20 protein-coding genes are annotated in these 22,396 nt (G+C 62.6%); 10 read left to right on the top strand and 10 right to left on the bottom strand.

From position 1 onward, the window contains the following. Positions 1 to 39 precede the first annotated feature (39 nt). Positions 40 to 810 carry a CHAD domain-containing protein gene (locus IFT47_RS06720; protein ID WP_192172294.1) on the top strand — a complete coding sequence of 257 codons (771 nt, stop codon included), beginning with the start codon at positions 40 to 42 and terminating at the stop codon, positions 808 to 810. A gap of 128 nt (positions 811 to 938) precedes the next feature. Further along, positions 939 to 1,733, top strand: a complete 795-nt coding sequence (locus IFT47_RS06715) for an acyl-CoA thioesterase (RefSeq protein WP_192172194.1) — start codon at positions 939 to 941, stop codon at positions 1,731 to 1,733. A gap of 72 nt (positions 1,734 to 1,805) precedes the next feature. On the opposite strand, the gene IFT47_RS06710 is transcribed toward IFT47_RS06715, so the two are convergent. The 3 genes from IFT47_RS06710 to IFT47_RS06700 form a co-directional block, all read right to left on the bottom strand. Continuing rightward, a complete protein-coding gene (locus IFT47_RS06710) occupies positions 1,806 to 2,027 on the bottom strand; it encodes a hypothetical protein (protein WP_192172193.1) in 222 nt (73 codons plus the stop codon). Between the two features lie 142 nt (positions 2,028 to 2,169). Beyond that, on the bottom strand, positions 2,170 to 3,654 hold the full coding sequence (locus IFT47_RS06705; protein WP_192172192.1) for a methyl-accepting chemotaxis protein: 1,485 nt from the start codon (positions 3,652 to 3,654) through the stop codon (positions 2,170 to 2,172). A 159-nt stretch (positions 3,655 to 3,813) separates the two neighbouring features. Beyond that, positions 3,814 to 4,638 carry a TatD family hydrolase gene (locus tag IFT47_RS06700; RefSeq protein ID WP_192172191.1) on the bottom strand — a complete coding sequence of 275 codons (825 nt, stop codon included), beginning with the start codon at positions 4,636 to 4,638 and terminating at the stop codon, positions 3,814 to 3,816. Positions 4,639 to 4,835: 197 nt separating this feature from the next. Here IFT47_RS06700 and IFT47_RS06695 point away from each other — a divergent pair, with 197 nt between their 5' ends. From IFT47_RS06695 to IFT47_RS06685, 3 genes are all read left to right on the top strand, one after another. After that, on the top strand, positions 4,836 to 6,239 hold the full coding sequence (locus IFT47_RS06695) for a transglycosylase SLT domain-containing protein (RefSeq protein WP_192172190.1): 1,404 nt from the start codon (positions 4,836 to 4,838) through the stop codon (positions 6,237 to 6,239). Between the two features lie 102 nt (positions 6,240 to 6,341). Further along, on the top strand, positions 6,342 to 6,779 hold the full coding sequence (locus IFT47_RS06690; protein ID WP_192172189.1) for a DoxX family protein: 438 nt from the start codon (positions 6,342 to 6,344) through the stop codon (positions 6,777 to 6,779). 284 nt (positions 6,780 to 7,063) lie between these two features. Continuing rightward, entirely contained in the window at positions 7,064 to 7,381 is a 318-nt protein-coding gene (locus IFT47_RS06685) for a class I SAM-dependent methyltransferase (protein ID WP_192172188.1), read from the top strand. Here IFT47_RS06685 and IFT47_RS06680 read toward each other — a convergent pair. From IFT47_RS06680 to IFT47_RS06670, 3 genes are all read right to left on the bottom strand, one after another. Further along, positions 7,368 to 8,306: a hypothetical protein gene (locus tag IFT47_RS06680; protein WP_192172187.1), complete on the bottom strand. Its 939-nt coding sequence runs from the start codon at positions 8,304 to 8,306 to the stop codon at positions 7,368 to 7,370. The two genes, IFT47_RS06685 and IFT47_RS06680, sit on opposite strands and share 14 nt — an antisense overlap. 157 nt (positions 8,307 to 8,463) lie before the next feature. After that, complete coding sequence (locus IFT47_RS06675) at positions 8,464 to 9,480, bottom strand: zinc-dependent alcohol dehydrogenase family protein (RefSeq protein ID WP_192172186.1); 1,017 nt, start codon at positions 9,478 to 9,480, stop codon at positions 8,464 to 8,466. A gap of 132 nt (positions 9,481 to 9,612) precedes the next feature. Then, positions 9,613 to 10,515 carry a LysR family transcriptional regulator gene (locus tag IFT47_RS06670; RefSeq protein WP_192172185.1) on the bottom strand — a complete coding sequence of 301 codons (903 nt, stop codon included), beginning with the start codon at positions 10,513 to 10,515 and terminating at the stop codon, positions 9,613 to 9,615. A 100-nt stretch (positions 10,516 to 10,615) separates the two neighbouring features. Between IFT47_RS06670 and IFT47_RS06665 the strand changes: the two genes are divergently transcribed. Continuing rightward, positions 10,616 to 11,893: an aspartate aminotransferase family protein gene (locus tag IFT47_RS06665; RefSeq protein ID WP_192172184.1), complete on the top strand. Its 1,278-nt coding sequence runs from the start codon at positions 10,616 to 10,618 to the stop codon at positions 11,891 to 11,893. 393 nt (positions 11,894 to 12,286) lie between these two features. Here the strand turns inward: IFT47_RS06665 and IFT47_RS06660 are convergent, their stop codons facing one another. Further along, the gene (locus IFT47_RS06660; protein ID WP_192172183.1) at positions 12,287 to 13,540 is read right to left on the bottom strand and encodes a M20/M25/M40 family metallo-hydrolase; all 1,254 of its coding nucleotides are present in this window, start codon (positions 13,538 to 13,540) and stop codon (positions 12,287 to 12,289) included. Positions 13,541 to 13,766: 226 nt separating this feature from the next. On the opposite strand from IFT47_RS06660, the gene IFT47_RS06655 reads away from it, so the two are divergent. Then, positions 13,767 to 16,136, top strand: coding sequence for a DNA polymerase II (locus tag IFT47_RS06655; RefSeq protein ID WP_192172182.1), 2,370 nt, complete (start codon positions 13,767 to 13,769; stop codon positions 16,134 to 16,136). Positions 16,137 to 16,145: 9 nt separating this feature from the next. On the opposite strand, the gene IFT47_RS06650 is transcribed toward IFT47_RS06655, so the two are convergent. Continuing rightward, positions 16,146 to 17,045: a LysR family transcriptional regulator gene (locus tag IFT47_RS06650; RefSeq protein WP_192172181.1), complete on the bottom strand. Its 900-nt coding sequence runs from the start codon at positions 17,043 to 17,045 to the stop codon at positions 16,146 to 16,148. Between the two features lie 95 nt (positions 17,046 to 17,140). On the opposite strand from IFT47_RS06650, the gene IFT47_RS06645 reads away from it, so the two are divergent. Further along, entirely contained in the window at positions 17,141 to 17,584 is a 444-nt protein-coding gene (locus IFT47_RS06645) for a (R)-mandelonitrile lyase (RefSeq protein WP_192172180.1), read from the top strand. A gap of 19 nt (positions 17,585 to 17,603) precedes the next feature. Here IFT47_RS06645 and IFT47_RS06640 read toward each other — a convergent pair whose 3' ends face one another. Then, positions 17,604 to 18,545, bottom strand: coding sequence for an AraC family transcriptional regulator (locus tag IFT47_RS06640; RefSeq protein WP_192172179.1), 942 nt, complete (start codon positions 18,543 to 18,545; stop codon positions 17,604 to 17,606). A gap of 187 nt (positions 18,546 to 18,732) precedes the next feature. On the opposite strand from IFT47_RS06640, the gene IFT47_RS06635 reads away from it, so the two are divergent. Further along, the gene (locus tag IFT47_RS06635) at positions 18,733 to 19,761 is read left to right on the top strand and encodes an alpha/beta hydrolase (protein ID WP_192172178.1); all 1,029 of its coding nucleotides are present in this window, start codon (positions 18,733 to 18,735) and stop codon (positions 19,759 to 19,761) included. A gap of 145 nt (positions 19,762 to 19,906) precedes the next feature. Beyond that, complete coding sequence (locus IFT47_RS06630) at positions 19,907 to 21,097, top strand: MFS transporter (RefSeq protein WP_192172177.1); 1,191 nt, start codon at positions 19,907 to 19,909, stop codon at positions 21,095 to 21,097. Positions 21,098 to 21,140: 43 nt separating this feature from the next. On the opposite strand, the gene IFT47_RS06625 is transcribed toward IFT47_RS06630, so the two are convergent. Further along, positions 21,141 to 22,010: an isocitrate lyase/PEP mutase family protein gene (locus IFT47_RS06625; RefSeq protein ID WP_065986037.1), complete on the bottom strand. Its 870-nt coding sequence runs from the start codon at positions 22,008 to 22,010 to the stop codon at positions 21,141 to 21,143. Between the last annotated feature and the right edge of the window lie 386 nt (positions 22,011 to 22,396).

The raw sequence follows: 22,396 nt of genomic DNA, 5'->3' as shown, positions 1-22,396 counted from the left end.
AGACATTCATCTTCAACCTAGGAGTGTTTCATGTCAGCGATGGTCGATCACCTGGTCGCCGAGATTATCGGCCTTAACATCAAGCTGCTTGCCTGCCACGCGCGGTTGGAGGTCTCCACCGACAGCGAAGCGCTGCACGACCTGCGCACCAACGTCCGCCGCCTGCGCAGCGTTTTGCGCCCGCTGCGGGGGCTGCCAGGGCTGGATCAGGTGGAAGCGGCGGCCAAGGAGGTCGGCGCGCTCACCACGCCTTTGCGTGACATGCAGGTGCTGGCGGCGTTCCTCGATGAACAGGGTCTGCCCCAGGCGGCGGCCAAGCGCGAGCAATACCTGAAAACCGCGTGCCCGAAAGTGGCCAGCTCTGCGGAGCTCAATCGTCTGTTCGGTGTGCTGGATCAATTGCCGGCCCTGCTGCGCACCCAGGAACGCCATGGCCTGCTCGACAAGCTGGAGCAGCGCATTGAAAAGCGCCTGGACAAACAGTGGAAGCAACTGCGCGAAGCCATGGGCGAACCTGCCCACGATCGCCATCGTCTGCGCCTGTTGATCAAACGCGTGCGCTACGCCGGCGAGGCCTATCCAGAACTCAGTCATCAGCCGAAGAACATGGAGCGCCGGTTGAAAGCCGCTCAAGGCGCCCTGGGCGATTGGCACGATCACCTGCAATGGCTGGAGCAGGCGCGGCATCAGGCGGATCTGGCGCCGTGCGTGGCCGGGTGGGAATTGGGCATTCATCGTGCCGAGCAAAAGTCTGATCAGGTTCTGGAGCGTTTGTACAAGGCGTGCTTCGGAAAACATTCTCCACGCTGACTCCACGGGATCTTCAGGCCTGGTCGCTTTTAAACCGTCTGGTCCGCAGGATTGGCGCTTATCAACCCTGTCCTGCGGCGGCTGCCTCGTTACCATTTGCCCATCCCGCCTGCCACCCTGGAATGCCCATGAAATTCTCCGAGCTGCTTGACGCCGTCCGTGCCCATCCCGAATGCGTCAGCATCCCCGCCTCATGGGCACAGGGGCGAGCCTGCTTCGGCGGGCTGATGGCTGCGCTGATGTATGAAGCGATGCGCGCGAAGGTCTCGACCGAGCGGCCCGTTCGGTCGCTGGCGATCTGTTTCGTTGCGCCACCGGCCATCGATACACCCATTTCGTTTGAGGTGGAAGTCCTGCGCGAAGGCAAAGCGGTCAGTCAGGTCTTGGGCCGGGCGATCCAGAACGGCGAGGTCATGACCCTGATTCAGGGCAGCTTCGGCGCGCCCCGCGAGTCGATGATTTCGGTGCACGCCGAGCCAGCGCCGGTCTTCAAGCCGGTGGACGAGATCCAGCCGTTCCCGTTCGTGTCCGGCGTGATGCCGGAATACCTGCGGTTTATTGATCTGCGCTGGGCGCTGGGCGGCCTGCCGTTTTCCAACACACCGTCACCGGCGATTGGTGGCTATGCACGCTTGCGTGACGTGGAAGAGGAGCCCTTGACCGAAGCGCATCTGCTGGCGCTGGTCGACACCTGGCCGCCTGCGGTGCTGCCCCATCTGAACAAGCCGGCACCGGGAAGCTCGTTAACCTGGACGATCGAATTTGTGCAGCCGTTGCCCGCGATGACCACCCATGACTGGACCCAGTACCGAGCGGTGATCGAGCATGCCCGCGATGGCTACGGTCATACCGCAGCGGCGCTGTGGACGCCAGAAGGGGAATTGGTGGCGATCAGTCGCCAGACGGTGACTGTCTTTGGCTGATCAGATCAGAGGTGAGGTTGCTGACAACGTCATCAGGTGACGCATCTCTGTACCGGGCAAAAGCCAGGTGCCTTATTGACCTCTGGCTTTAATGGCTTGCGCGGCGATCAGACCCAGCACACCGATAGCGGCGGACGTCAGGCTGCTGTTGAACGCGCCGTCCAGCAGGAGCAAGCCGGAGACGATGGACAGCGGGAACGCCAGTGAGGACAACACAGCGTTCGACGGCAAACCGTCCTTGCGCGATGGGTTGAAGAATTCGCCGATGTGAAGATCCGTAATGAACTTGGGCATGACGCTTACCTCGGTGAAACGTGAACAAGAAGTGTTTTCGATACAGATGAGAATAGGCCCGGAGGTTCACTTCGGCGAATCGAGGATTGCTATCAGCCTGATAGGCAGGATGTGTCGGAGCAATCGCAGGGGCGCGAGGCAATCAGCCCTGTAATTTCAGCTGCCCGATGGCCGTGTTCAAGGCGCCGGCCAGTGTCGCCAGCTCATCGCTGGTGCCGGCCGAGTCCACTGTTTGTCGGACGGTGCGCTCGGTCACGTCGCGGATGCTTACCACGGCCCGGTTCATTTCTTCGGCGACCTGGCTCTGTTGTTGCGCCGCTACCGCAATCTGAGTGTTGCTCTCGCGCATCTGCGCCACCGCTTCAGTGATCGCCGTCAGCGCCTGACCCGCTTCCCGCGCGCGCTGCACGCAGTCGTCGGCCTTGTGCGAGCTTTCCTGCATGAACTCCACCGCATCGCGGGTACCCGCCTGCAGAGTGCAGACCATGGTGGTGATCTCGTCGGTGGACGTCTGCACCCGGCGCGCCAGATGTCGCACCTCATCGGCCACCACCGCGAAGCCGCGTCCCATCTCCCCAGCGCGGGCCGCTTCGATGGCGGCGTTGAGGGCGAGCAGGTTGGTTTGTTCGGCGATGCTGTGAATCACGCTCACGACGCCGTTGATTTTCTGACTGTCCTCGGCCAGCCGCTGGATCATCCCGGCCGTCTGTTGCACCCCGCTGGACAGCCCGGCGATGGACGTCTCTACCCGATCAACCACGGCTTTGCCGGTGCCCGCGAGCCGGTCAGCGTTCCGGGATTGATCACGGGTGGCACCGGCGTGTTGAGCGATGTGGTGGACGGTGGCGGTCATTTCATTGATGGCCGTTGCCACTTGATCGGTCTCGCTCTGCTGGCCGAGCATGCCTTGGCGCACCTCGCTCATGCCCGACGCCAGTTGACCCGCGCCTGCATCCAGGCGGGCGGCGGAGTGGGCAACGGTGGTGACGATGCGTTGATAACCGGCTTGCATGGCGTTGAAGGCCTTGGCCATCTGCCCGACTTCATCCTCACCGGCCAGGGGCACGCGCGCCGAGAGGTCGCCGCTGCTTTCTACCTGCAGCATCACGTCTTTGAGGGTGTTGAGGTGGGTCAGCAGAAAGCGGATCAGCAGTTGCGACGCGCCGAGCATGGCGAGCATCAGAATGAACACTGCGACGGCGTACTGGACGAAACGCACCTCCACCCATTGCAGCAGGTGTGGCGCAGCGGCGAGCACGGCGATGCGTTGGTCACCGCGCTGGATGACATAGGCGCCGATCAGTGGCGTACCGTCTGTGTCGGAAACACCCGTCAGGTCAGTCCAGCCGGTAACCGGGCTCAGCGAGGGCAGGGGCTGACCTTTGAACACCGGCACCTGTCCCGCTGGATACGTCAGACGGTGGGCTGCAGCTGGCAGTGATTGCCCGGCGGGCCACGCGCTCAACAACTGTGCCTCGGCCTGCGCGGCGGCTCTGGCATCGTTGGCGCGGGTTTGTTGCTCCAGCTGCAGGGCGTAAAGCACCAGCAACAGCGTGGTGAAAAACGCAACGGCGTTGACCGCCCAGAACTTGTATTTCAGCGAAACATTGCTCAGCCAGCGGGCCATGGTGGAAGTCTTCTGTGGGTGCACGAAGCAAGGCAGGGTGCCATCATTTTGTGCGCTTTAAAGACGCGAAGCGTTGATCTGGATCAATGGTGTTTATGGGGTGACAGGTCAGACGGCGCTCCTATCGTTTTGAACTGCGGAACAAGGCAGAGCCTGTTGTTACGATGCGTGAACGGCCGCTTCCACCGCCGGCAACGAAAAAAACGCCCGAGCGCAATTGGTGGTGTGGGCCGCAACGTCGTGCAGGCTTTCACCTCGGTGCAGCGCCACTTCGCGCAGGACCTCGGGCAAATAGGCCGGTTCGTTGCGGCCGTTCTTTGGTTTGGGCCGCAAGGTGCGGGGCAGCAGATAGGGCGCGTCGCTTTCCAGCATCAACCGGCCGCGGGGAATTTCGCGGACCAGCGGGTGCAGGTGCGTGCCCCGGCGCTCGTCGCAGATCCACCCGGTGATGCCGATGTGCAGGTCCAGATCCAGATAGTTGAACAGCGCGCGTTTTTCCCCGGTGAAGCAATGCACCACCGCCGCCGAGAGCTGATCGCGGTAGTCCCGCAAAATGGCGAGCAGGCGCTCGTCGGCATCGCGCTCATGGAGAAACACCGGCAATTGCAGCTCAACGGCCAGTGCCAGATGCGCTTCCAGAACCTTTTCCTGCTGCGGGCGAGGGGAGAAGTCGCGATTGAAATCCAGCCCGCATTCACCCACGGCGCAGACGGTCTTTTCACCCAGCAGCGCCCTGAGCTGGCTCTCGGTTTCGCCCGTCCAGGCGCTTGCCGAGTGCGGATGAATGCCGGCAGTGCTGAACAGACGTTGGCCGCTTTCATCGAGCCGGCGGGATAACGCCAAGGCCTCTTCGCTGCCTTCGACGTCGGTGCCGGTGAGGATCAACTGGCCGACGCCGGCGGCGTACGCGCGTTCCACCACCTCATGTTCGCGGGCGGCGAAGCTGGGGTTGGTCAAGTTGACGCCAATGTCTATTAGTTGCATGGTGCTACCTCAGGCCGGAGGCCGAGAAGAATACCAGAGCGATTGAAGCGATAAAAAACAAGCAGGCTCAACTGCTTGGAATACCCAATCCTGTGATCCCGCTTTTGTTGACGCATGCCGCGATGCACGCGACGAGCCGTTCAGCTGCGCGACACAGACTTCAAGCCCGTTTTTTTCGGCCTTTCATCGGAGCGTCAATGATCCGAGCGTCCCTGCTTTCCCTGATGTGCGTCCTGGCCGTGCCCAGCCACGCGTCGCCGCGCCCCGCCGGTCCGCCGGTGGTGATCAAAAAGAGTCAGGTGCGCGACCTGCCGGCGATCCGCAGTGGCAAAGTCCTGCGGGTGCTGGTCAATCAGAGCCGCAACAGCTCCGCCGAAGTTCAGGGTGAGCCCGTTGGCGTCGAGTGCCGTCGCTTGCAGGCGTTCGAAACCTACCTCAACAGCCACGCCCGCGACGGTCAGAAGATCTCCCTCAAGCTCATTCCCAAAGCCAAGGACCAGCTGCTCGCCGCGCTGCAGCGGGGCGAAGGCGACATGGTTGCGCCGGGCGAACTCCTGGACGCCAGCGCCGCCCGCTACGTCGACGCGTCTGAACCGGTGGTCGCCCAGGTGCCGCTGGTGGTGGTGGGCGTCAAGGGTGAGCGCGGCCTCCGGCGTCCCGAACAGCTCTCCGGCCGCACACTGATGCTCACCAGCGGCAGCGCCGCCGATGAGGCCATCCTGCAGCTGAATCAGAAGCTGGCCCTGCGCAAGCTGCCGCCGGTGAAGATCGAATGGGTTGACCCGAGCCTGGCCGTGGAAGACGTGCTGGAAATGGTTCAGGCCGGTGTTTATCACCTGACCGTGGTCGAGCAACCCATCGCCGAGCGCTGGGCCAAAGTGATGCCGAAGCTGCGGATCGACCGCGCTGCTGCCTTGAGCGATCCGGGGGACATGAACTGGTTCGTGCGCAAGGACGCCGTGGTGTTGCGCGGCGCCGTCGACCATTTCCTGCAAACCTACGAACCGCCGCGCAATCAGGACGCCGCCTTCCAGACCGCCTACAAGGACCGCTACCAGATCCACAATCCGCTGGCGCGCGAAGACCGTCAGCGCCTGGAGAAACTGCGTCCCACGCTGCAATTGCACGCCGACAAACAGAAGATGGACTGGCTGGATCTGGCCGCCGTGGCCTTCAAGGAGTCGGCGCTCAACCCGGTCGCCAAGGGTGGCAGCGGCGCCACCGGTCTGCTGCAGATCACCCCGTCGGCCGCCCAGCGCGTCGGCGTCGACAACATTCATGACCTCGACGGTAACGTGCAGGCGGCGAGCAAATACATGGCGCTGCTGCGGCGCAAGTTTTTCGCCAGCCCGAAAATCAACGAGCGTGAGCGCATGGCATTTACCCTGGCTGCCTACAACCTCGGCCCGGAGCGCGTGCAGGCCATGCGTGCGGAGGCGAAGCGCCAGGGGCTCAACCCGAACCAGTGGTTTTTTCAGGTCGAGCGCGTGGCCATGGAGCAGGGCGGCAAGAACGTCGTGAGCTACGTGAACAGCGTCAACAAGTACTACCTGGCGTTTGACCAGGCCCGCAGTTCATTGGAGCGTCCGGAGACTCGGTGACAGATCCAAGGATTCGATAGATATCACGCGTATTTTGCGATTTTCATATTTATAGAAGCGATTAAGATGGCGCCATTCTCAACTCAAACGGAATTAACCGCCATGAATGCTCAACTTAAATCGATCTTTAACACCCACGCCGGTTTCGGCATCACCGGCCTGCGGATTCTCATCGGCATCATCCTCATGGCCCACGGCAGCCAGAAACTGTTCGGTATGTTCGGCGGCTATGGCCTGGAAGGCACTGGCCAGTACATGGCGAGCCTGGGCCTGAACCCTGGCTACCTGATGGCCTTGATGTCCGGCAGCGCGGAATTCTTCGGCGGCCTGGCGCTGTTCCTTGGCTTGCTGGCACGGCCTGCAGCGCTGGTGGTGATCGTGATGCTGGTGGTGGCGATTCTCTCGGTGCACATCCACAACGGCTTGTTCATGGCCAACAACGGTTATGAGTTCGGGCTGGCGCTGATCGCCGCTGCGGTGGCGGTGCTGTTCGAAGGCGCGGGTCGCCTGTCCGTCGACCGATTGATCGCGCGTCGCTGATTCTCCTGGACAAATCCGTAGCAACCACATTGTTAGCAAACAAAAATCCCGGCCTCTCAGGGCGCCGGGATTTTTTTGCGTCCGGTTAGACAGGAGCGCGACGGTATCCGTCGATTGACAATGCCTACAGCGCTTCTCTAGGATGCCGTTCATGCGCCGATTTAAACAGCTACTTGCGGGGCGCCGGGTGACGGTCATTCGTCATCGAAATTCCGCTAAAGCGCTGGTTCGGTGTTGCCTCTCACCGCTGCCCAGCGGATCAATGAGGCAGAGAAAACGACACTATGAGCAGTCATTCCCACCCGCGTCCCCTCGTTCGTCTGGCCCCCATCGCCAGCCAGTTCAATCGTCGTAATCCACAAATCCTTCTGGGCGGCGCCCATCAGCCGTCGTTGCTGCGTTACCTGGACGGCTGGCCGCGTCGCCAGGGCGGCCCGCACGCTTTCCTCATTCAATTTATCGAAACCGACGATGCCCTTGAGCGCTTCAGCAACGACCAGTTCGACCTGGCCGTGATTCAGGCGCCCGCTGCCGAGCGCGCGGAAGCGGTGATTCACCAACTGATTCGCGTCGCCCGACAGGGTTTGATCACGCGCTGCTGACGGCTCGCCGCCTGGGTTGCAACGGCTGATCGGGATGGCGCAGGTTGAAGCGGGCACGCATACCATTGGCATGACGGCAATGGGCGACCAGCGCGCTGCGCAGGGTCCAGTCGGTGTTGATGATGTAGAAATTCTGGATGAAGCTGTTCTCGTCCGTCGACTCGAACCACTGATCGATCTTCCCGCTCAAGTCACTGGGCGCGTGCAGCGGCAATGAATACTTGGCGCACTGGATGGCGGTCAGGCTGAACTCGGGTTTGTTTTCCACTGCCACTTCGTTGACGAACGCCTTCAGGGTGTTGGTGTTGAACAGGTTTTCTCCCGGCCAGCGCTGCTTGACCCCGTCCCACAGCAGCTCGTCGCCGGAGCGCCGGTTATAGGCAAGCACGACGTTTTTGCCCGGATGATCACGCCAGATGCCTTCCAGCGTCAGCCTGCTTAGTTGCCGTGGCACGGCCCTCGGGCCAAGGGTTTTGGTTAGCAGGTTCTGAAATTCCCTGTGGGTCAGTTCAGTGAAATCCTTGAACTGATGGAAATCCAGAATGACGATTTCACGCGCCGGGGAGCCGTTCTGTTCCAGTTCTTCAAAAAATGCATGGACGCACGCCAGAATGTCTCCGGCGACCGTGCGCCCTGACGAGGTCAGGTGGAACAGCTGAAAACGCCGCGGGTCACCCTTTTCATACTTCGAATAAAACGCCACGCGCAAATCCAGCGCGCGCACCCCCTGGCGCAATTGCTCCAGGGGCGCGACGTCCTGGGCCATCTCCTGGGGGACGGCGAAGTTGGGTGACAGCTTGTCGCTGCCGGCGTTGTGGGCGCCGGGGAGGATGAGTTGGTCAATGCGCAACTGCGCGAGTTCGGGGATGTGCGCCATCCAGTCGAGATGGGGCGGACGGGGTGAAGCCGGTGGGTTAAGGGGCATACAGTCATTCCTTGACGTGTGGTGAGGCTCCGAGGGCGGAGCGGGGTGAGCGGTCATTCGCTCGGAAAGTCCTTTTCTGGAGTGTGGCCGCCGCGTCACCGACGTCAACCAAGGCAGTTCTTCAGGTCTGTTACCCCATGTGAATGGCGGCGTGCGCTCATCTGACTTTCAGCACCACGCGACCGCGCACGGGATGCTCGTCGAGGTGGTTGTGCGCCTTGCCGAACTGCTCGAAGGGCCAGGTGCGGTGGATGTCCGGCTTGAGCAGACCCTTGGCCGTCAGATCGTTGATAGCGTCCAGTGCCCGCTGCAGGGCGGGGCCATTCTGCTCGATGCCCAGCTCCGGTTTGCCGGTGAAGTTTTCCAGGCAATGCACGTGGAAGCGCATGTTCTTGCGGAATGCCTGCTGCGCCGGGAAAGGCGTTTTGTTGCCACCGCGCAGGCCGTACAGCACCAGACTGCCGCGGGGCGCCAGCACGTCACCGAGCATCGACATCTGCATGCCGCCCAGTCCGTCGAACACCGCTTCGATGCCATGGCCGTGGGTCAGCGACTCGATGCGCAGGCCGATGTCGTCCTCGTCGGTGACGATCACCCGATCGGCGCCGTTCGCCAGCAGGTATTCACGGTCTTGCCCATGGGGCGTCGCCGCGATCACCCGCAGGCCCAACGCCTTGCCCAACTGCACGAAGGCAATGCCGGGGCTGTACGTCGCGTCGGTGACGAGCACGGTCTGGCCCGGTTGCACGTTGGCAAGCTCGACGAAGGCAAACCAGGCCAGCAGCATCGGCGTGTAGTGAACGCTGGCTTCCACCGGCGTCAGTGCGTCCGGGTAAAGGGTCAGCGCGTTGCGCGGGACCATCACGTGGTCGCCACACACCGGGTACTGGTTGGCGCTCATGGCTTTGAAGCTCGCCACCTTGTCGCCCACCTTCAAGTCGGTCACGCCAGCGCCCACGGCTTCGACGACGCCGGCCATTTCACTGCCCAGACCCGCTGGCAGTTGCACCGGTGCCAGTGACAGGTTTTGCCGCCACAATACGTCGTCCCAGCTGATGCCGATGGCTTCGGCACGAACCAGCACTTCCTGTGGGCCGGGGGACCGGTCAGGCTGCTCCTCGCAACTGAGCACATCGGCTTTGCCGAAGCGATGAAATTTGATGGCGCGTGACATTGTTGACCTCGATGCCTGTCGTTGAGTGTTGCAACGACTGTATCGATGGGGGCCCCGGGGCACTATTTCTGTCGGTCGATACCCGACATGCCTGCTATCAATTCGCGTTGACGACTTCCCTGGCGTGAGCGCTTATTTGCCCCAAGCCCGTAAAGCATGTTCGACGAACTGCCGCACCTTGGGCAGGCGATAGCGGTCCTGGGGGTACATCAGCCACAGCGTGCGGCTGGGCGGTTGATAATCCTGCAGCAGTGGCACGAGCTTTCCGCTGGCGATGTCCTCGCTGATCAGCACGTCGGGCAGCATCGACACGCCCATCCCGGCGAGCACGGCCTGGCGCAGCGCCGGCGTGCTGTTGACGATCATCGAGCCCGACACCGGCACCTCCATCACGCCGTCGGGCCCGGTCAGGCGCCATAATTTGTCGGCGGCACGCCAGTCATCACCGGCCGGGTAGGCGAACGCCAGGCAGTCGTGGTCGCGCAGGTCGTCGGCGTTTTTCGGTGTACCCCGACGCTTCAAATAGGCGGGCGCCGCGCAGATGGTCAGGGTGTAGTCCTGCAGGGGCCGGGCAATCAGGGCCGAAGATTCCGGGGTGCCGAGGCGGATGGCGGCGTCGAAACCGTGCTCGATCAGGTCCATCGTCTGATTGCTGAGCACCACCTCCACCTTGATCTCCGGGTAGCGCTGGACGAAATCGCTGAGCAACGGCGCCAGGCGTTCGGCGCCGAAGGCTGGCGGGGCGGTGACGCGCAAGGTGCCGCTGGGCTCGGTCTGGGCCTGTTCGGCCATGCGCTCGGAATCGTTGACCAGCCCCAGTACTTCGACGCAACGCCGGTAGTATTCGAGGCCAAACTCGGTCAGGTTCTGCCGGCGCGTGGTGCGCTGCAACAGGCTCACCCCGAGGCGCTGCTCCAGGGCTTTCAGGTGATTGCCGACCATGGTCGTCGACATTTCGCACTGGCGCGCGGCCGCGGTCATGCTGCCGCCTTCCACCACTTTGACGAAGACCGTCATCGCCAGAAATACATCCATTATCAAGCCCTGCTTTAAAGTCACTGAAGGATGGCGGTCTTTATACATCAGAACGGGCTAACGATACTGGCCTCACTTACCCCGTGATGGAGCCACCGACATGACCGCCGCCTGCCTGATGAACACCTACAAACCCATGCCGTTGAGCTTCATCCGTGGCGAAGGCGCGCGGCTGTGGGACGACAGCGGTCGTCAGTACCTGGACGCCGTCGCGGGTGTTGCGGTAACCAACGTCGGCCACAGCCACCCAAAGATTGTCGCAGCGATCAGCGAGCAGGCCGGGCTGCTCTTGCACACGTCCAACCATTACCGCATCGACTGGCAGCAGAAGCTGGCGCAACGTCTGACCCGGCTGTCGGGCCTGGAACAGGTGTTTTTCAACAATTCCGGCGCCGAGGCCAACGAAACCGCGCTCAAGCTGGCGCGTTTGTATGGCTGGGCCAAGGGCATCGAGCATCCGCTGGTGCTGGTGATGGACAACGCCTTTCACGGCCGCACCCTCGGCACGTTGTCGGCCAGCGATAACGGCGCCGCGCGGCTGGGTTATCAGCCGATGTCCGGTGAGTTCGTGAAGGTGGCGTTCGGTGACATCGTTGCGGTTAAACAAGCGACGTTGGCGTATGGCGAGCGCATCGTCGCGGTGCTGGTCGAACCGATTCAGGGCGAGGGCGGTGTGGCGTTGCCGCCGCCGGGCTATCTAAAGGCACTGCGCGACCATTGCACTCAAAACGGTTGGCTGATGATGCTGGATGAGATCCAGACGGGCATGGGTCGGACGGGGCGCTGGTTTGCGTTCGAGCATGAGGGGATCGTACCGGATGTGATGACGCTGGCGAAGGCGCTGGGCAATGGCATTCCCATTGGTGCGTGTCTGGCGACGGCGGCGGTGGCGCGGCTGTTCACGCCGGGCAGTCATGGCAGTACGTTTGGCGGTAATCCGCTGGCGTGCCGGGTCGGTTGTACGGTGCTGGATATCGTTGAGGATGAGGGGCTTTTGCTCAATGCGGCGGTGCAGGGGGAGCGGTTGCTGGCGGGTCTGCGCGCTGCGCTGGCGGGGCACGCTGATGTGGCGCAGGTGCGGGGGATGGGGTTGATGATCGGGATTGAGTTGAGGCGGCCGATTCGGGATGTGTGTCTGGTGGCGGCGCAGGAGTATGGGGTGTTGATCAATGTGACGCGTGGGCAGACGATTCGGCTGTTGCCGCCGTTGGTGATTGATGCAAACGATGTGGACCGGATCGTGGCAGGCGTCGTAGGGGCGCTTCGCGGTTCAGGTTTTAAGATCAAGATCAAGATCATCGACCTTAAGATCAAGAGCGTCTGCCTGGGGGCAGACGTTTCGCCTTCGGCGAGTTACTTGGAAAAGCACCCCAAGTAACCAAGGGTGCTTGCTCATGGTTGGGTTCCTCCTTCGTCGGAATACCCTCACTTCGACGACGCTCCGTGGGCCCGCGCCGAACGGACATCCATGTCCTGACGGCGCTCTCGCCGCATCCATGCGGCTCGGCCCACTCCGCGTCGTCTGCGTTCAGCCTGCACCAAAGTCGCGATTGGTGTCGTCTGGACTTTTTGCGTCGTAATGATGATCAAAGGCGAAAATCAAAGCCCGTCTTATGTAGCCACGCCCAATTTTCGACGCAACCCAAAAGCTGGCAACTCGGTCTATCAGGCCATGGCACGTTTAAGCAAATGTGGGAGCGAGCTTGCTCGCGAAAGGCCCGAAGGGCAACAAAGTCGCGATCTATCGACAAGCTCTAAAAAGCGCCCCGCCTTATTTCCCGGACAATTCCATGATCATCGCCGCCGTCAGGTAGAGCCTTGGGGCGATGCTGGTGAGGTCCATGTATTCGTCGTCGGCGTGGAGGCCGGCGCCGACGACGCCCATGGTTTCGAGGACGGCGGGTTTTTGGCTGTCGGGGACGTAGGCGTAGCCGGCGTCGGTGCCGAAGCGCATGGCGATGGGTTCGAGGGTGCGGCCGGTTTTGGCGTAGATCGCCTGGGCGGTTTTGGCGAGGGCGTCGGTTGCGGGGTTTTTTGCCAGTGGGGGGCGGCCTTTGTCGAGGCGGAAGGTGACGTCGGTGCCGTCGATCATTTTGCCCTGCACGATGCGCTGACCGTCGGCCAATACGCGATCGGATTCGCTCAGGTCTGAATAGCGCATGTCGCCCTCAGCCGCGGCGCTCGACGGGATGATGTTGCGCTTCTCGCCGCCTTTGATCAGGGTCCAGTTCACCGTAGTGCCCTTGGCCGAATCGCCCAGGTCCTTGAGCTGCACCAGTTGATGGGCCAGTTCCATGGCCGCATTGCGCCCGGCTTCCGGGGCGGAGCCGGCGTGGGAGGATTTGCCTTTGACATCGACGAACACGCCGTTGATGCCGTTGGTGGCGACCGTCACGGCGTCCTTGTCCGGTGGCTCGAACGAGAACACGTAGTCGTGCTTGCGGGCCAGCTCGGCGATGAGGGTTTTCGAGCCGGCGGACCCCGTTTCCTCGTCAGGGTTGAACAGCACGGTGATCGTGCCAAAGTCCTTGAACTTCTGGTCTTCCAGCAGCTTCAGGGTATGCAGCACCATCGCCACGCCACCTTTGGCGTCGGCCACGCCAGGGCCGTAGGCGTGGTCGCCGTCGACGCGGAAAGGCCGCTTGGCGGCGGTGCCCGGACCGAACACCGTGTCGTAATGAATCATCAGCAGAAAGGATTTGCTGCCCGTGCCCTTGAGGGTGCCGACGATGTTATCGCCCGCCGAGGGCGTCGCCGGCGTGGTTTCGACTGTTGCGCCTAAGGCCTTTAGCCGTTCGACCAGCACCGCACTGACCATTTTCAGGCCGGGTGCCTGACCCGTTCCGGTGTCGATGTCGACCAGTTGCTTGACGGTGGCCAGATAAGGTTTTTGCTCGGCCTGGGCCTTCTTCAATAACTGCTCGGGGGAGACATCGGCGGCATAGGCGCTGCCGGCAAAAAGGGCGCCGCCACTCAACAGCGCGGCGAGGATGGAAGTCGTCAGGGCGGTACGTCGAACGTGCATGCTGGATCCCTCAGATGATGGTCGAGTTGTTGTGATGTCCATGGGACCCACATCGTTCCCGCAGCATAGGTCGTCAGGCACTGACCGTGGGGCGGATTTTCCGGGAGAGCCGCTGCTGGCTGACAGGTCATCGGCCGGGCATGGCGCTTTCCCGCAGCCGCCGCGCTTTCCTGTCGCATTCACCGTAGAATCCTCGTCTGAAATAAAAAGCGACGAGGTTGCAGCGGTGGATTTACAGCAGGGCTTCGTCCTGACCCGGCATTGGCGCGACACGGACGCCGGCACCGAAGTGGAATTCTGGCTGGCCACCGACGAGGGGCCGCGCCAGGTGCGCCTGCCGTATCAGACGTCCGTCGCGTTTATCCCGGAACAGCACCGCGAGCGCGCTGAAACCGTGTTGCGCAAAGAGCGCCATGTCGAGCTCAAGCCACTGGAGCTGTGTGATTTCCGCCATCGCCCGGTGATGGGGCTGTATACGCGTCAGCATCGCCAGTTGATGAACCTGGAAAGCGATCTTCGCAAGGCCAGCGTCGACGTCTACGAAGCCGATATCCGTCCGCCCGAGCGCTACCTGATGGAGCGTTTCATCACCGCGCCGGTGCAGTTCAGCGGGCGGCCGGACGCCAATGGCCTGTTGCTGGACGCGCAACTCAGGCCTGATCCACGTTACCGACCGACCCTGAAACTGGTCTCGCTGGACATCGAAACCACCGAGCGCGGCGAGCTGTATTGCATCGGCCTGCACGGCTGCGGCGAGCGTCAGGTGTACATGCTCGGCCCGGCCAATGGCGATGACGCCCAGGTGAACTTCAAGCTTGAGTACTGCGACACCCGCGTTGCGCTGCTGGAGAAACTCAACGAATGGATGGCCCGCCATGACCCCGACGGGATCATCGGCTGGAACGTGGTGCAGTTCGATCTGCGCGTGCTGCATGAGCACTCGCGGCGCTTGAATGTGCCGCTGCGTCTGGGGCGCGGCGGCGAGGTGATGACCTGGCGCGAACACGGCGCGCGCAACAATCACTTCTTCGCGGCGGCGGCCGGGCGCTTGATCATCGACGGCATCGAAGCGCTGCGTTCGGCGACCTGGAGCTTTCCCTCGTTCAGCCTGGAAAACGTATCGCAGACGCTGCTGGGCGAAGGCAAGGCCATCGACAATCCGTATCAGCGCATGGACGAGATCAACCGCATGTTCGCCGAGGACAAGCCGGCGCTGGCGCGTTACAACCTCAAGGACTGCGAGCTGGTCACGCAGATTTTCGCCAAGACCGAGCTGCTCACCTTCCTCCTCGAACGCGCCACGGTGACCGGCCTGCCGGTGGATCGAAGCGGCGGCTCGGTGGCCGCGTTCGAGCATTTGTATATCCCGCTGATGCACCGTCAGGGCTTCGTCGCGCCGAACCTGGGCGAGCGCATGCCGGAAGCCAGCCCCGGCGGTTTCGTCATGGATTCGCGCCCAGGGCTGTACGAATCGGTGTTGGTCCTCGATTACAAGAGCCTGTATCCGTCGATCATCCGCACCTTTCTGATTGACCCCGTGGGCTTGATCGAAGGCCTCAAGCACCCCGACGACAGCGAGTCGGTGGAAGGCTTTCGTGGCGCGCGTTTTTCCCGCACCCGGCATTGTCTACCGGCCATCGTTTCGCGGGTGGCCGAAGGACGCGAAGTCGCCAAGCGCGAGCGCAATGCGCCGCTGTCCCAGGCGCTGAAAATCATCATGAATGCCTTTTACGGCGTGCTGGGTTCCAGTGGCTGCCGGTTCTTCGACACGCGGCTGGCATCGTCGATCACCCTGCGCGGGCACGAGATCATGCACCAGACCCGGCTGCTGATCGAAGCCCAAGGCTACGAGGTGATCTACGGCGATACCGACTCGACGTTCGTCTGGCTGAAAAAAGCCCATGAGCAGGACGATGCCGCGCAGATCGGCACCGCGCTGGTTAAGCAGGTCAACGACTGGTGGCGCGCTCATGTGAAAGAGGAATACGGGCTGGAGAGTGCGCTCGAGCTGCAATTCGAAACCCACTTCAAGCGCTTCCTGATGCCGACCATTCGCGGCGCGGAGGAGGGCAGCAAGAAGCGTTATGCAGGTTTGGTGACCCGCGCCGATGGCAAAGACGAAATGGTCTACAAGGGGCTGGAGGTCGTGCGCACTGACTGGTCGCCGCTGGCCCGGACTTTTCAGCAAGAGCTGTACCTGCGGATTTTCCAGCGTCAGCCGTTTCAGGAATACATTCGGGAGTACGTGGGCCGAACCCTGGCCGGGGAACTCGACGGCCAGCTTGTCTATCGCAAGCGCCTGCGCCGGGCCCTCGACGATTACGAACGCAACGTGCCGCCCCATGTGCGCGCCGCGCGGCTGGCCGATGAGTACAACCGCCAGCAGGGTCGGCCGTTGCAGTACCAGAATGGCGGCTGGATCAGCTACGTGATCACGGTCGCCGGACCCGAGCCGCTGGAAGTGCGGACGGCGGCCATCGATTACGACCACTACATCAGCAAACAGCTGCAGCCGATTGCCGACGCAATCCTGCCGTTCGTGATCTCGCGGACCATCGATCTCAGTTCCCAGGACCAGTTCAGCTTCGACTTCTGACCTGGGTTTTCACGCCAGCGGATTGATCCGCAGCGCCTCCAGCACCACGCGAAACGCCGCCGTGTGCTGGCGCCGGCTGGGGTAGTAAAGGTGGTAGCCCTCGAACGGCTCGCACCAGTCGGCGAGCACTTCCAGCAGTTCGCCCTGCTCGATAGGCCCGGCCACCAGCCCCTCGGGAAGCTGCGCCAGACCGACGCCGTCCAGGCAACCCTGAAGAATCTGAAACACGCTGTTCATGATCAACGGGCCGTCGACGCGCACGCGGATATCACGGCCGTCTTTGGCGTACTCCCATTGATACAGCGCGCCATGGGTGGGCAGGCGCAGGTTGATGCAGCGATGGCGGGGCAAGTCCTCCGGCACCTGCGGCGTGGAATGCCGCGCCAGGTACTCGGGGGACGCCACGGTCATCAGCCGCAGCGGCGGGGCAATCGGCGCGGCGATCATGTCCGCCGCGAGGGTGTCACCCAGGCGCACGCCGGCGTCGATGCGCTGGGCAACGATGTCGGTCAGGCCGTAGTCGGTGACCAGCTCAATGGTCATGTCCGGGTATTGATCGAGCAATGGTTTGAGGCGAGGCCAGAGCACGTAACGCGCGGCGAATTCATCGGCGGTGATGCGCACCGTGGCGGACGGGCGGCCGCCGTGCTCGATGGCGGCGTTGACCTGCTCTTCAATGCTGTCGAGCAGTGGCGCCAGTCCCTTGAATAACTGCTCGCCGACTTCGGTGCGGGTCACGCTGCGGGTGGTGCGGGTGAGCAGGCGAACGCCGAGACGCTCTTCCAGCAGGCGCACGGTCTGGCCGACGGCGGAGGGGGAGATGCCCAGCGCGGCGGCGGCGCGGGTGAAATTGCCTTCTCGGCCCACTGCAACGAACACCGCCAGATCATCGAGTTTGTAATCCGCCATTGCGAAGCGCTCCTTCATTTTGATCGAAGCATTCTACGGATACTGTCGCCAATGTGCCCTTGTTATGCTGGCTGCACACTTTCTGGAGACCTGATATGACCGCCACTGACAGCGCTGCTGAAGACATGCAAATCCACCGCGCCGGCTCGGCCAAAGCCATCAAGGGGCCCGCAGACTGGTTCACCGGCGACGTGCGCATTGACCGGATTTTCAACGCCCCGGCACCGGCGCGGGTCGGTCTGGCCATCGTGAATTTCCAGCCCGGCGCGCGCACTAACTGGCACACCCACCCGCTGGGCCAGATCCTGCTGGTCACCGATGGCGTCGGCTGGACCCAGTGTGAAGGCGGGCCGAAAACCGAAATCCGTCCGGGCGATCTGATCTGGTGTAACTGCGGCCGTCGTCACTGGCACGGCGCGACCGACACCACCGCCATGCAACATGTCGCGGTCAACGAAGCGCTGGACGGCAAGCCGGTGGACTGGCTGGAGCCGGTGACCGAGCAGACCTACCTGGCCGGGCCGGTCAAAAAAGACTGAGGGGCTGGCGCGGCGACGATCATGACGCCGCTACGGCTTGGCTGCGCATCCGGGCGATGTCCTTTTTCGGTGGTGCGCCAAACAGACGACCGTACTCGCGACTGAACTGCGATGGACTTTCGTAGCCGACCTTGAACGCAGCGCTGGCGGCGTCCTGATGGTCGTTGAGCATCAGCCGCCGGGCTTCGTTCAGGCGCAGCCATTTCTGGTACTGCAGCGGGCTCATGGACGTCAGGTTGCGAAAGTGCAGGTGAAAGTTCGGCGCGCTCATCTGCACGCGCGCGGCCAGGTCTTCGACGCGCAGGGCTGTCGCGTAATTGAGCTTCAGCCAGTCGATGGCCTTGGCGATGCGGTAACCCTGACTGTCGACCGACGCAATGTGTCGCAGCAGCGGCGCTTGATCGCATGTGAGCAGGCGGAAATGAATCTCGCGCTGCAACAGGGGCCAGAGCACCGGAATGGCGTCGGGCTCCTGCAACAGGTCGACCAGTCGGGCCAAGGGATCGAGCAGCGCTGAGGTCAGGCTGGCGATGCCCGCGCTTTTGCCCACGGTGCGCGCCTTCGGTGTTGGCACATCCCCCTGGGCGATCAGCTCGGTCAAGGTGCGCAGGTCAAGCTTGAACACCAGTCCCAGACACGGCGCGTCCGCGCTGGCGAGGGTCACGGCGGAATTGGCCGGCACGTCCAGCGAGGTGATCAGAAAGCGCGTCGTGTCGTAGGGATAGACCTCGCTGCCGATGACCATTTCCTTGGCGCCCTGAACCACCAGCACGATGCTCGGCGCGAGGATGCACATGACCGGCGGCGAGGGCGCTTCGCGGCGAAACAGGCCGAGGTCGGCGATGGCGGTGGGAAAGTCACCGGAGGCCGGCGTGAGGTGCCCGATGATGTTCGTCAGCGACCGCAGCTGCACGGTGTCCGAAGCGCGGCACGCGGGTGTAGAAGCGGATGTCAGTGGCATGTCTGCGGCCCTCGGAATCAAGTCGAAACTGTACGTGCCCGGCAAAACAGCCGTCCAGCCTCGCGCCTCGGGATTGATCGGATCAGGCAAGAAAACCACCGGATCGCTCTACGGGTTGCCCGGCCCGCGCCATGAAGATGTGCATCGCACACTTCATTTGCGCCATGCCCTGGCGCCGGAGACATTCATGAAACAGCTGATGATGGGGCTGGCCTTGCTGGTCAGCTCATTCGCGACAATGGGAGCCGATATGTCCAGCGGAGCTGACAACTTCTACACCAGTGAACAGGTCACCCGGCAGAAGGTGACGTTCAACAACCAGTACCAGATGAACACAGTGGGCAACCTGTTCGTGCCCAAAGACATGATCAGTGGCCGCAAGTATCCCGCGATCATCATCGGTCACCCGATGGGTGCCGTGAAGGAACAGAGCTCGAACCTGTACGCGCAGAAACTGGCCGAGCAGGGTTTCATTACGCTGGCCATCGACCTGTCCTTCTGGGGCGAAAGCGAAGGCCGGCCGCGCAATCTGGTGTCCCCCGAGATCTACGCCGAAGCCTTCAGCGCTGCTGTCGACTACCTCGGCAGCCAGGGCTTCGTCGATCGCGACCGCATCGGCGTGCTGGGTATCTGCGGCAGCGGCAGTTTCGCCATCAGCGCTGCGAAGATCGACCCACGCATGAAGGCTGTCGCGACCGTGAGCATGTATGACATGGGCGGCGTCAATCGCAACGGCCTGCAGCATTCGGTCAGTGTCGAGCAACGCAAAGAAGCCATCGCGGCCGCCGCTGCACAACGTGATGTCGAGTTTGCCGGTGGCAAAACCCAGTACACCAGCGGCACCGTGGACACACTCACCGAACACTCCAACCCGATCGAGCGTGAGTTTTACGATTTCTACCGGACCCCACGTGGCGAGTTCACCCCGAAGGGCCAGTCGCCGGAGTTGACCACGCATCCCACGCTGACCAGCAACGTAAAGTTCATGAACTTCTACCCGTTCGCTGACATCGAGACGATTTCACCGCGGCCAATGCTGTTCATCGCCGGCGAGAACGCCCATTCCCGTGAGTTCAGCGAGGAGGCTTATCGCCTGGCCGGTCAGCCCAAAGAGCTGGTGATTATTCCGGGTGCCGGGCACGTGGACTTGTATGACCGGGTGGATCTGATTCCTTTCGACAGGCTCACGTCTTTCTTTCAGACCCATCTGAAGTAACTCTCAGACTGTTCAAGACGCCTCGATCCGGTCACGTGCCGGATCCTGCCGGAACGGTCCTTATTGTTGCACGCGCGGTTTTGCGCGCCGTTTGTTGATCACTGGCCCCGCTGCATGACGGGGCTGAATGAGCTGGAGCATGTTCATGGGCACCCCCGCTGTATCGATGACCGAAACAACCCACCGTGTGTGGGGCGCCGTGCTGGCGATGTCGCTGTGCGCGTTCGCGCTGGTCGCGTCCGAGTTTTTACCGGTCAGTCTGCTGACGCCCATTGCTGCCGACTTGAGCCTGACCGAAGGCCAGGCAGGTCAGGCGATCTCAATCTCGGGATTTTTTGCGGTGGTCACCAGCCTGTTTCTCTCTGCGCTGACCCGTGGGCTTGATCGCAAGCCGCTGCTGCTGACCCTGACTGCCTTGCTGATGGTTTCGGGGGCAATGGTTGCCTTCGCGCCGAATTACCCGGTGCTGATGTTCGGTCGGGCGGTGCTGGGTGTTGCGATCGGCGGTTCATGGTCGATGAGCACGGCGGTGATGATGCGCATTGCCCCCGAGTCGATGGTGCCCAGGGCCATCGCCATGGTGCAGAGCGGTACGGCGCTGGCCACCGCCGTTGCGGCGCCTCTGGGCAGTTTTCTGGGCGGGCTGATTGGTTGGCGCGGCGCGTTTTTCTGCGTGGTCCCGCTGGCTGCATTGGCGCTGTGCTGGCAGGCCTTCACGCTGCCGCGCATGCCCAGTGAGCGCTCGTCCGGATCGGCGATGGACGTGTTTCGACTGCTGGGCCGCGCGAAGGTGGTCTACGGGATGGCGGCGGTAGCCTTCCTGTTCATGGGTCAGTTTGCGCTGTTCACCTACCTGCGGCCGTTTCTGGAATCGGTGACCAGGGTCGATGTGCCGAAGCTGTCGATCCTGCTGCTGATCATCGGCGTCTCAGGGCTGGCCGGGACGCTGATGATTGGCGCCGTATTGGCAAAAAGTCTGTACCGGGTACTGATCGCCATTCCGGTGCTGATGGCCGGCATTGCCATCGCGCTGCTGACCTGCGGTCAGTCGTTTGCCATGACCGCTGTGATGCTCGGGGCCTGGGGTCTGATCTCGACCTGTGCGCCGGTGGGATGGTTCACCTGGCTGACCCGCACGCTGCCCAAAGACGCCGAGGCGGGAGGAGGGCTGATGGTCGCGGTGATCCAGCTGGCGATCACGCTGGGCGCAACGGCGGGTGGCTTGCTGTATGACGGGATGGGCTACAGCGCGACGTTTATCACGAGCGGCGTGTTTTTGCTCGTCGCCGCGCTGTTGGCGTGGAAGGTGTCGCGGACCGCAGCGGTAACTGCATGAAGCGTGCAGGCGGTGTGACGCAATCATGCGCCACGCCGCAGCCTCACTCTTTCACGTCCATGAAATCCTTGGCCCAGGCCACGTAATTTTCCGGGAAGGTGTAGGTGTGGGTCAGTTCGGTGGCGCTGTGATTCGAGGTGCTGTGGGTGACCTGGCGCTGGGCGCGGAGGCTGTCGTAGGTGGCCTTGATCGCGGCGAAGTACGCCGCGTGCCCGGCGACCACCACTCGCACGCCCAGATCGGCGAGGCGCTGGCGGTCATTGAGCTCGGGGTTGCCGTAGGTCACCAGCATCAGCGGGACGGTGAGCTTTTCCGAAATCTGCTCCAGGTGCTCGAAGTCCTTGATGCCAACGATGCAGATGCCGTCGGCGCCGGCCTTTTCGTAGGCGAGGGTACGTTCGATGATGTCCTGGACCGGCAGCACGCCAGCGTTGGTCCGGGCGACGATCGTCAGTTCCGGATCGACGCGGGCTTCAAGGGCGGCCTTGACCTTGCCGATGCCTTCTTCGATGGAGACCAGGTCCGTGGATTTGCGGCCGAATTGCGCCGGCAGCAAGGTGTCTTCGATGGTCAGCGCCGCCACACCGGCGCGCTCCAGTTCTTCCACGGTGCGCATGACGTTCAGGGCGTTGCCGTAGCCATGGTCGGCGTCGGCGATAAAAGGCAGTTGCGCGACGCGGCCGATGCGGGTGGCCTGCTCGACGAACTCGCTCAGGGTGATCAAGGCGAAATCAGGGGCTGCCAGCACCTGCAGCGACGCCACCGAGCCGCCCAGAATACCGACCTCAAACCCCAGATCCGCCGCGATGCGCGCCGACATGGGATCGAACACTGAAGCCGTCTCGACGCAGTGCTGCGAAGCCAGCTGCTCACGGAATTTGCGACGCAAAGCGGAGTGGGAAATTCTGGACATAAGGCTTCCTGATTCTGGCCGTCATCTAAATGCCAGCAATGCTACCGCAAATTCAGGCTGAAACGTCTCACCTCGACGAGCGACGTGCATTGATTTGCGCAGGTGGCAGCGCGGCCCCGACCTCCGCAGCGCCTGGGAGGACCGGCTTCAGCATCGCACCGCAGAATTGAAGGTGATCACCCCGGCCTCTTCCCGGCTGAAGCCGGTCCCACTGAAACACCACGCGCGCCGAGTGCCGATCGTTCCCACGCTCTGCGTGGTAACGCCGCCCCGGACGCTCCGCGTCCAGCAGAAGACGCGCATTCGAGAACGGGAGGCGACGCGGAGCGTCACAGGCTGCATCCCCACGCGGAGCGCGGGGACGATCAAGGGCGGGGCTTACCTCT

This window comes from Pseudomonas sp. CFBP 13711, from assembly GCF_014842265.1.
GTDB lineage: Bacteria > Pseudomonadota > Gammaproteobacteria > Pseudomonadales > Pseudomonadaceae > Aquipseudomonas.
Note: the sequence above shows the minus strand (reverse complement) of the source record. Positions and strands in the feature narration are given on the sequence as shown.

Excerpts from the sequence above, each read along its gene's own strand:
- IFT47_RS06715 (WP_192172194.1), top strand. The coding sequence starts at position 939 with ATGAAATTCTCCGAGCTGCTTGACGCCGTCCGTGCCCATCCCGAATGC.
- IFT47_RS06670 (WP_192172185.1), bottom strand. The coding sequence starts at position 10,515 with ATGGATGTATTTCTGGCGATGACGGTCTTCGTCAAAGTGGTGGAAGGC.
- IFT47_RS06720 (WP_192172294.1), top strand. The coding sequence starts at position 40 with ATGGTCGATCACCTGGTCGCCGAGATTATCGGCCTTAACATCAAGCTG.
- IFT47_RS06705 (WP_192172192.1), bottom strand. The coding sequence starts at position 3,654 with ATGGCCCGCTGGCTGAGCAATGTTTCGCTGAAATACAAGTTCTGGGCG.
- IFT47_RS06710 (WP_192172193.1), bottom strand. The coding sequence starts at position 2,027 with ATGCCCAAGTTCATTACGGATCTTCACATCGGCGAATTCTTCAACCCA.
- IFT47_RS06635 (WP_192172178.1), top strand. The coding sequence starts at position 18,733 with ATGAAACAGCTGATGATGGGGCTGGCCTTGCTGGTCAGCTCATTCGCG.
- IFT47_RS06690 (WP_192172189.1), top strand. The coding sequence starts at position 6,342 with ATGAATGCTCAACTTAAATCGATCTTTAACACCCACGCCGGTTTCGGC.
- IFT47_RS06680 (WP_192172187.1), bottom strand. The coding sequence starts at position 8,306 with ATGCCCCTTAACCCACCGGCTTCACCCCGTCCGCCCCATCTCGACTGG.
- IFT47_RS06625 (WP_065986037.1), bottom strand. The coding sequence starts at position 22,010 with ATGTCCAGAATTTCCCACTCCGCTTTGCGTCGCAAATTCCGTGAGCAG.
- IFT47_RS06700 (WP_192172191.1), bottom strand. The coding sequence starts at position 4,638 with ATGCAACTAATAGACATTGGCGTCAACTTGACCAACCCCAGCTTCGCC.
- IFT47_RS06660 (WP_192172183.1), bottom strand. The coding sequence starts at position 13,540 with ATGCACGTTCGACGTACCGCCCTGACGACTTCCATCCTCGCCGCGCTG.
- IFT47_RS06650 (WP_192172181.1), bottom strand. The coding sequence starts at position 17,045 with ATGGCGGATTACAAACTCGATGATCTGGCGGTGTTCGTTGCAGTGGGC.
- IFT47_RS06665 (WP_192172184.1), top strand. The coding sequence starts at position 10,616 with ATGACCGCCGCCTGCCTGATGAACACCTACAAACCCATGCCGTTGAGC.
- IFT47_RS06675 (WP_192172186.1), bottom strand. The coding sequence starts at position 9,480 with ATGTCACGCGCCATCAAATTTCATCGCTTCGGCAAAGCCGATGTGCTC.
- IFT47_RS06685 (WP_192172188.1), top strand. The coding sequence starts at position 7,064 with ATGAGCAGTCATTCCCACCCGCGTCCCCTCGTTCGTCTGGCCCCCATC.
- IFT47_RS06630 (WP_192172177.1), top strand. The coding sequence starts at position 19,907 with ATGGGCACCCCCGCTGTATCGATGACCGAAACAACCCACCGTGTGTGG.
- IFT47_RS06640 (WP_192172179.1), bottom strand. The coding sequence starts at position 18,545 with ATGCCACTGACATCCGCTTCTACACCCGCGTGCCGCGCTTCGGACACC.
- IFT47_RS06645 (WP_192172180.1), top strand. The coding sequence starts at position 17,141 with ATGACCGCCACTGACAGCGCTGCTGAAGACATGCAAATCCACCGCGCC.
- IFT47_RS06695 (WP_192172190.1), top strand. The coding sequence starts at position 4,836 with ATGATCCGAGCGTCCCTGCTTTCCCTGATGTGCGTCCTGGCCGTGCCC.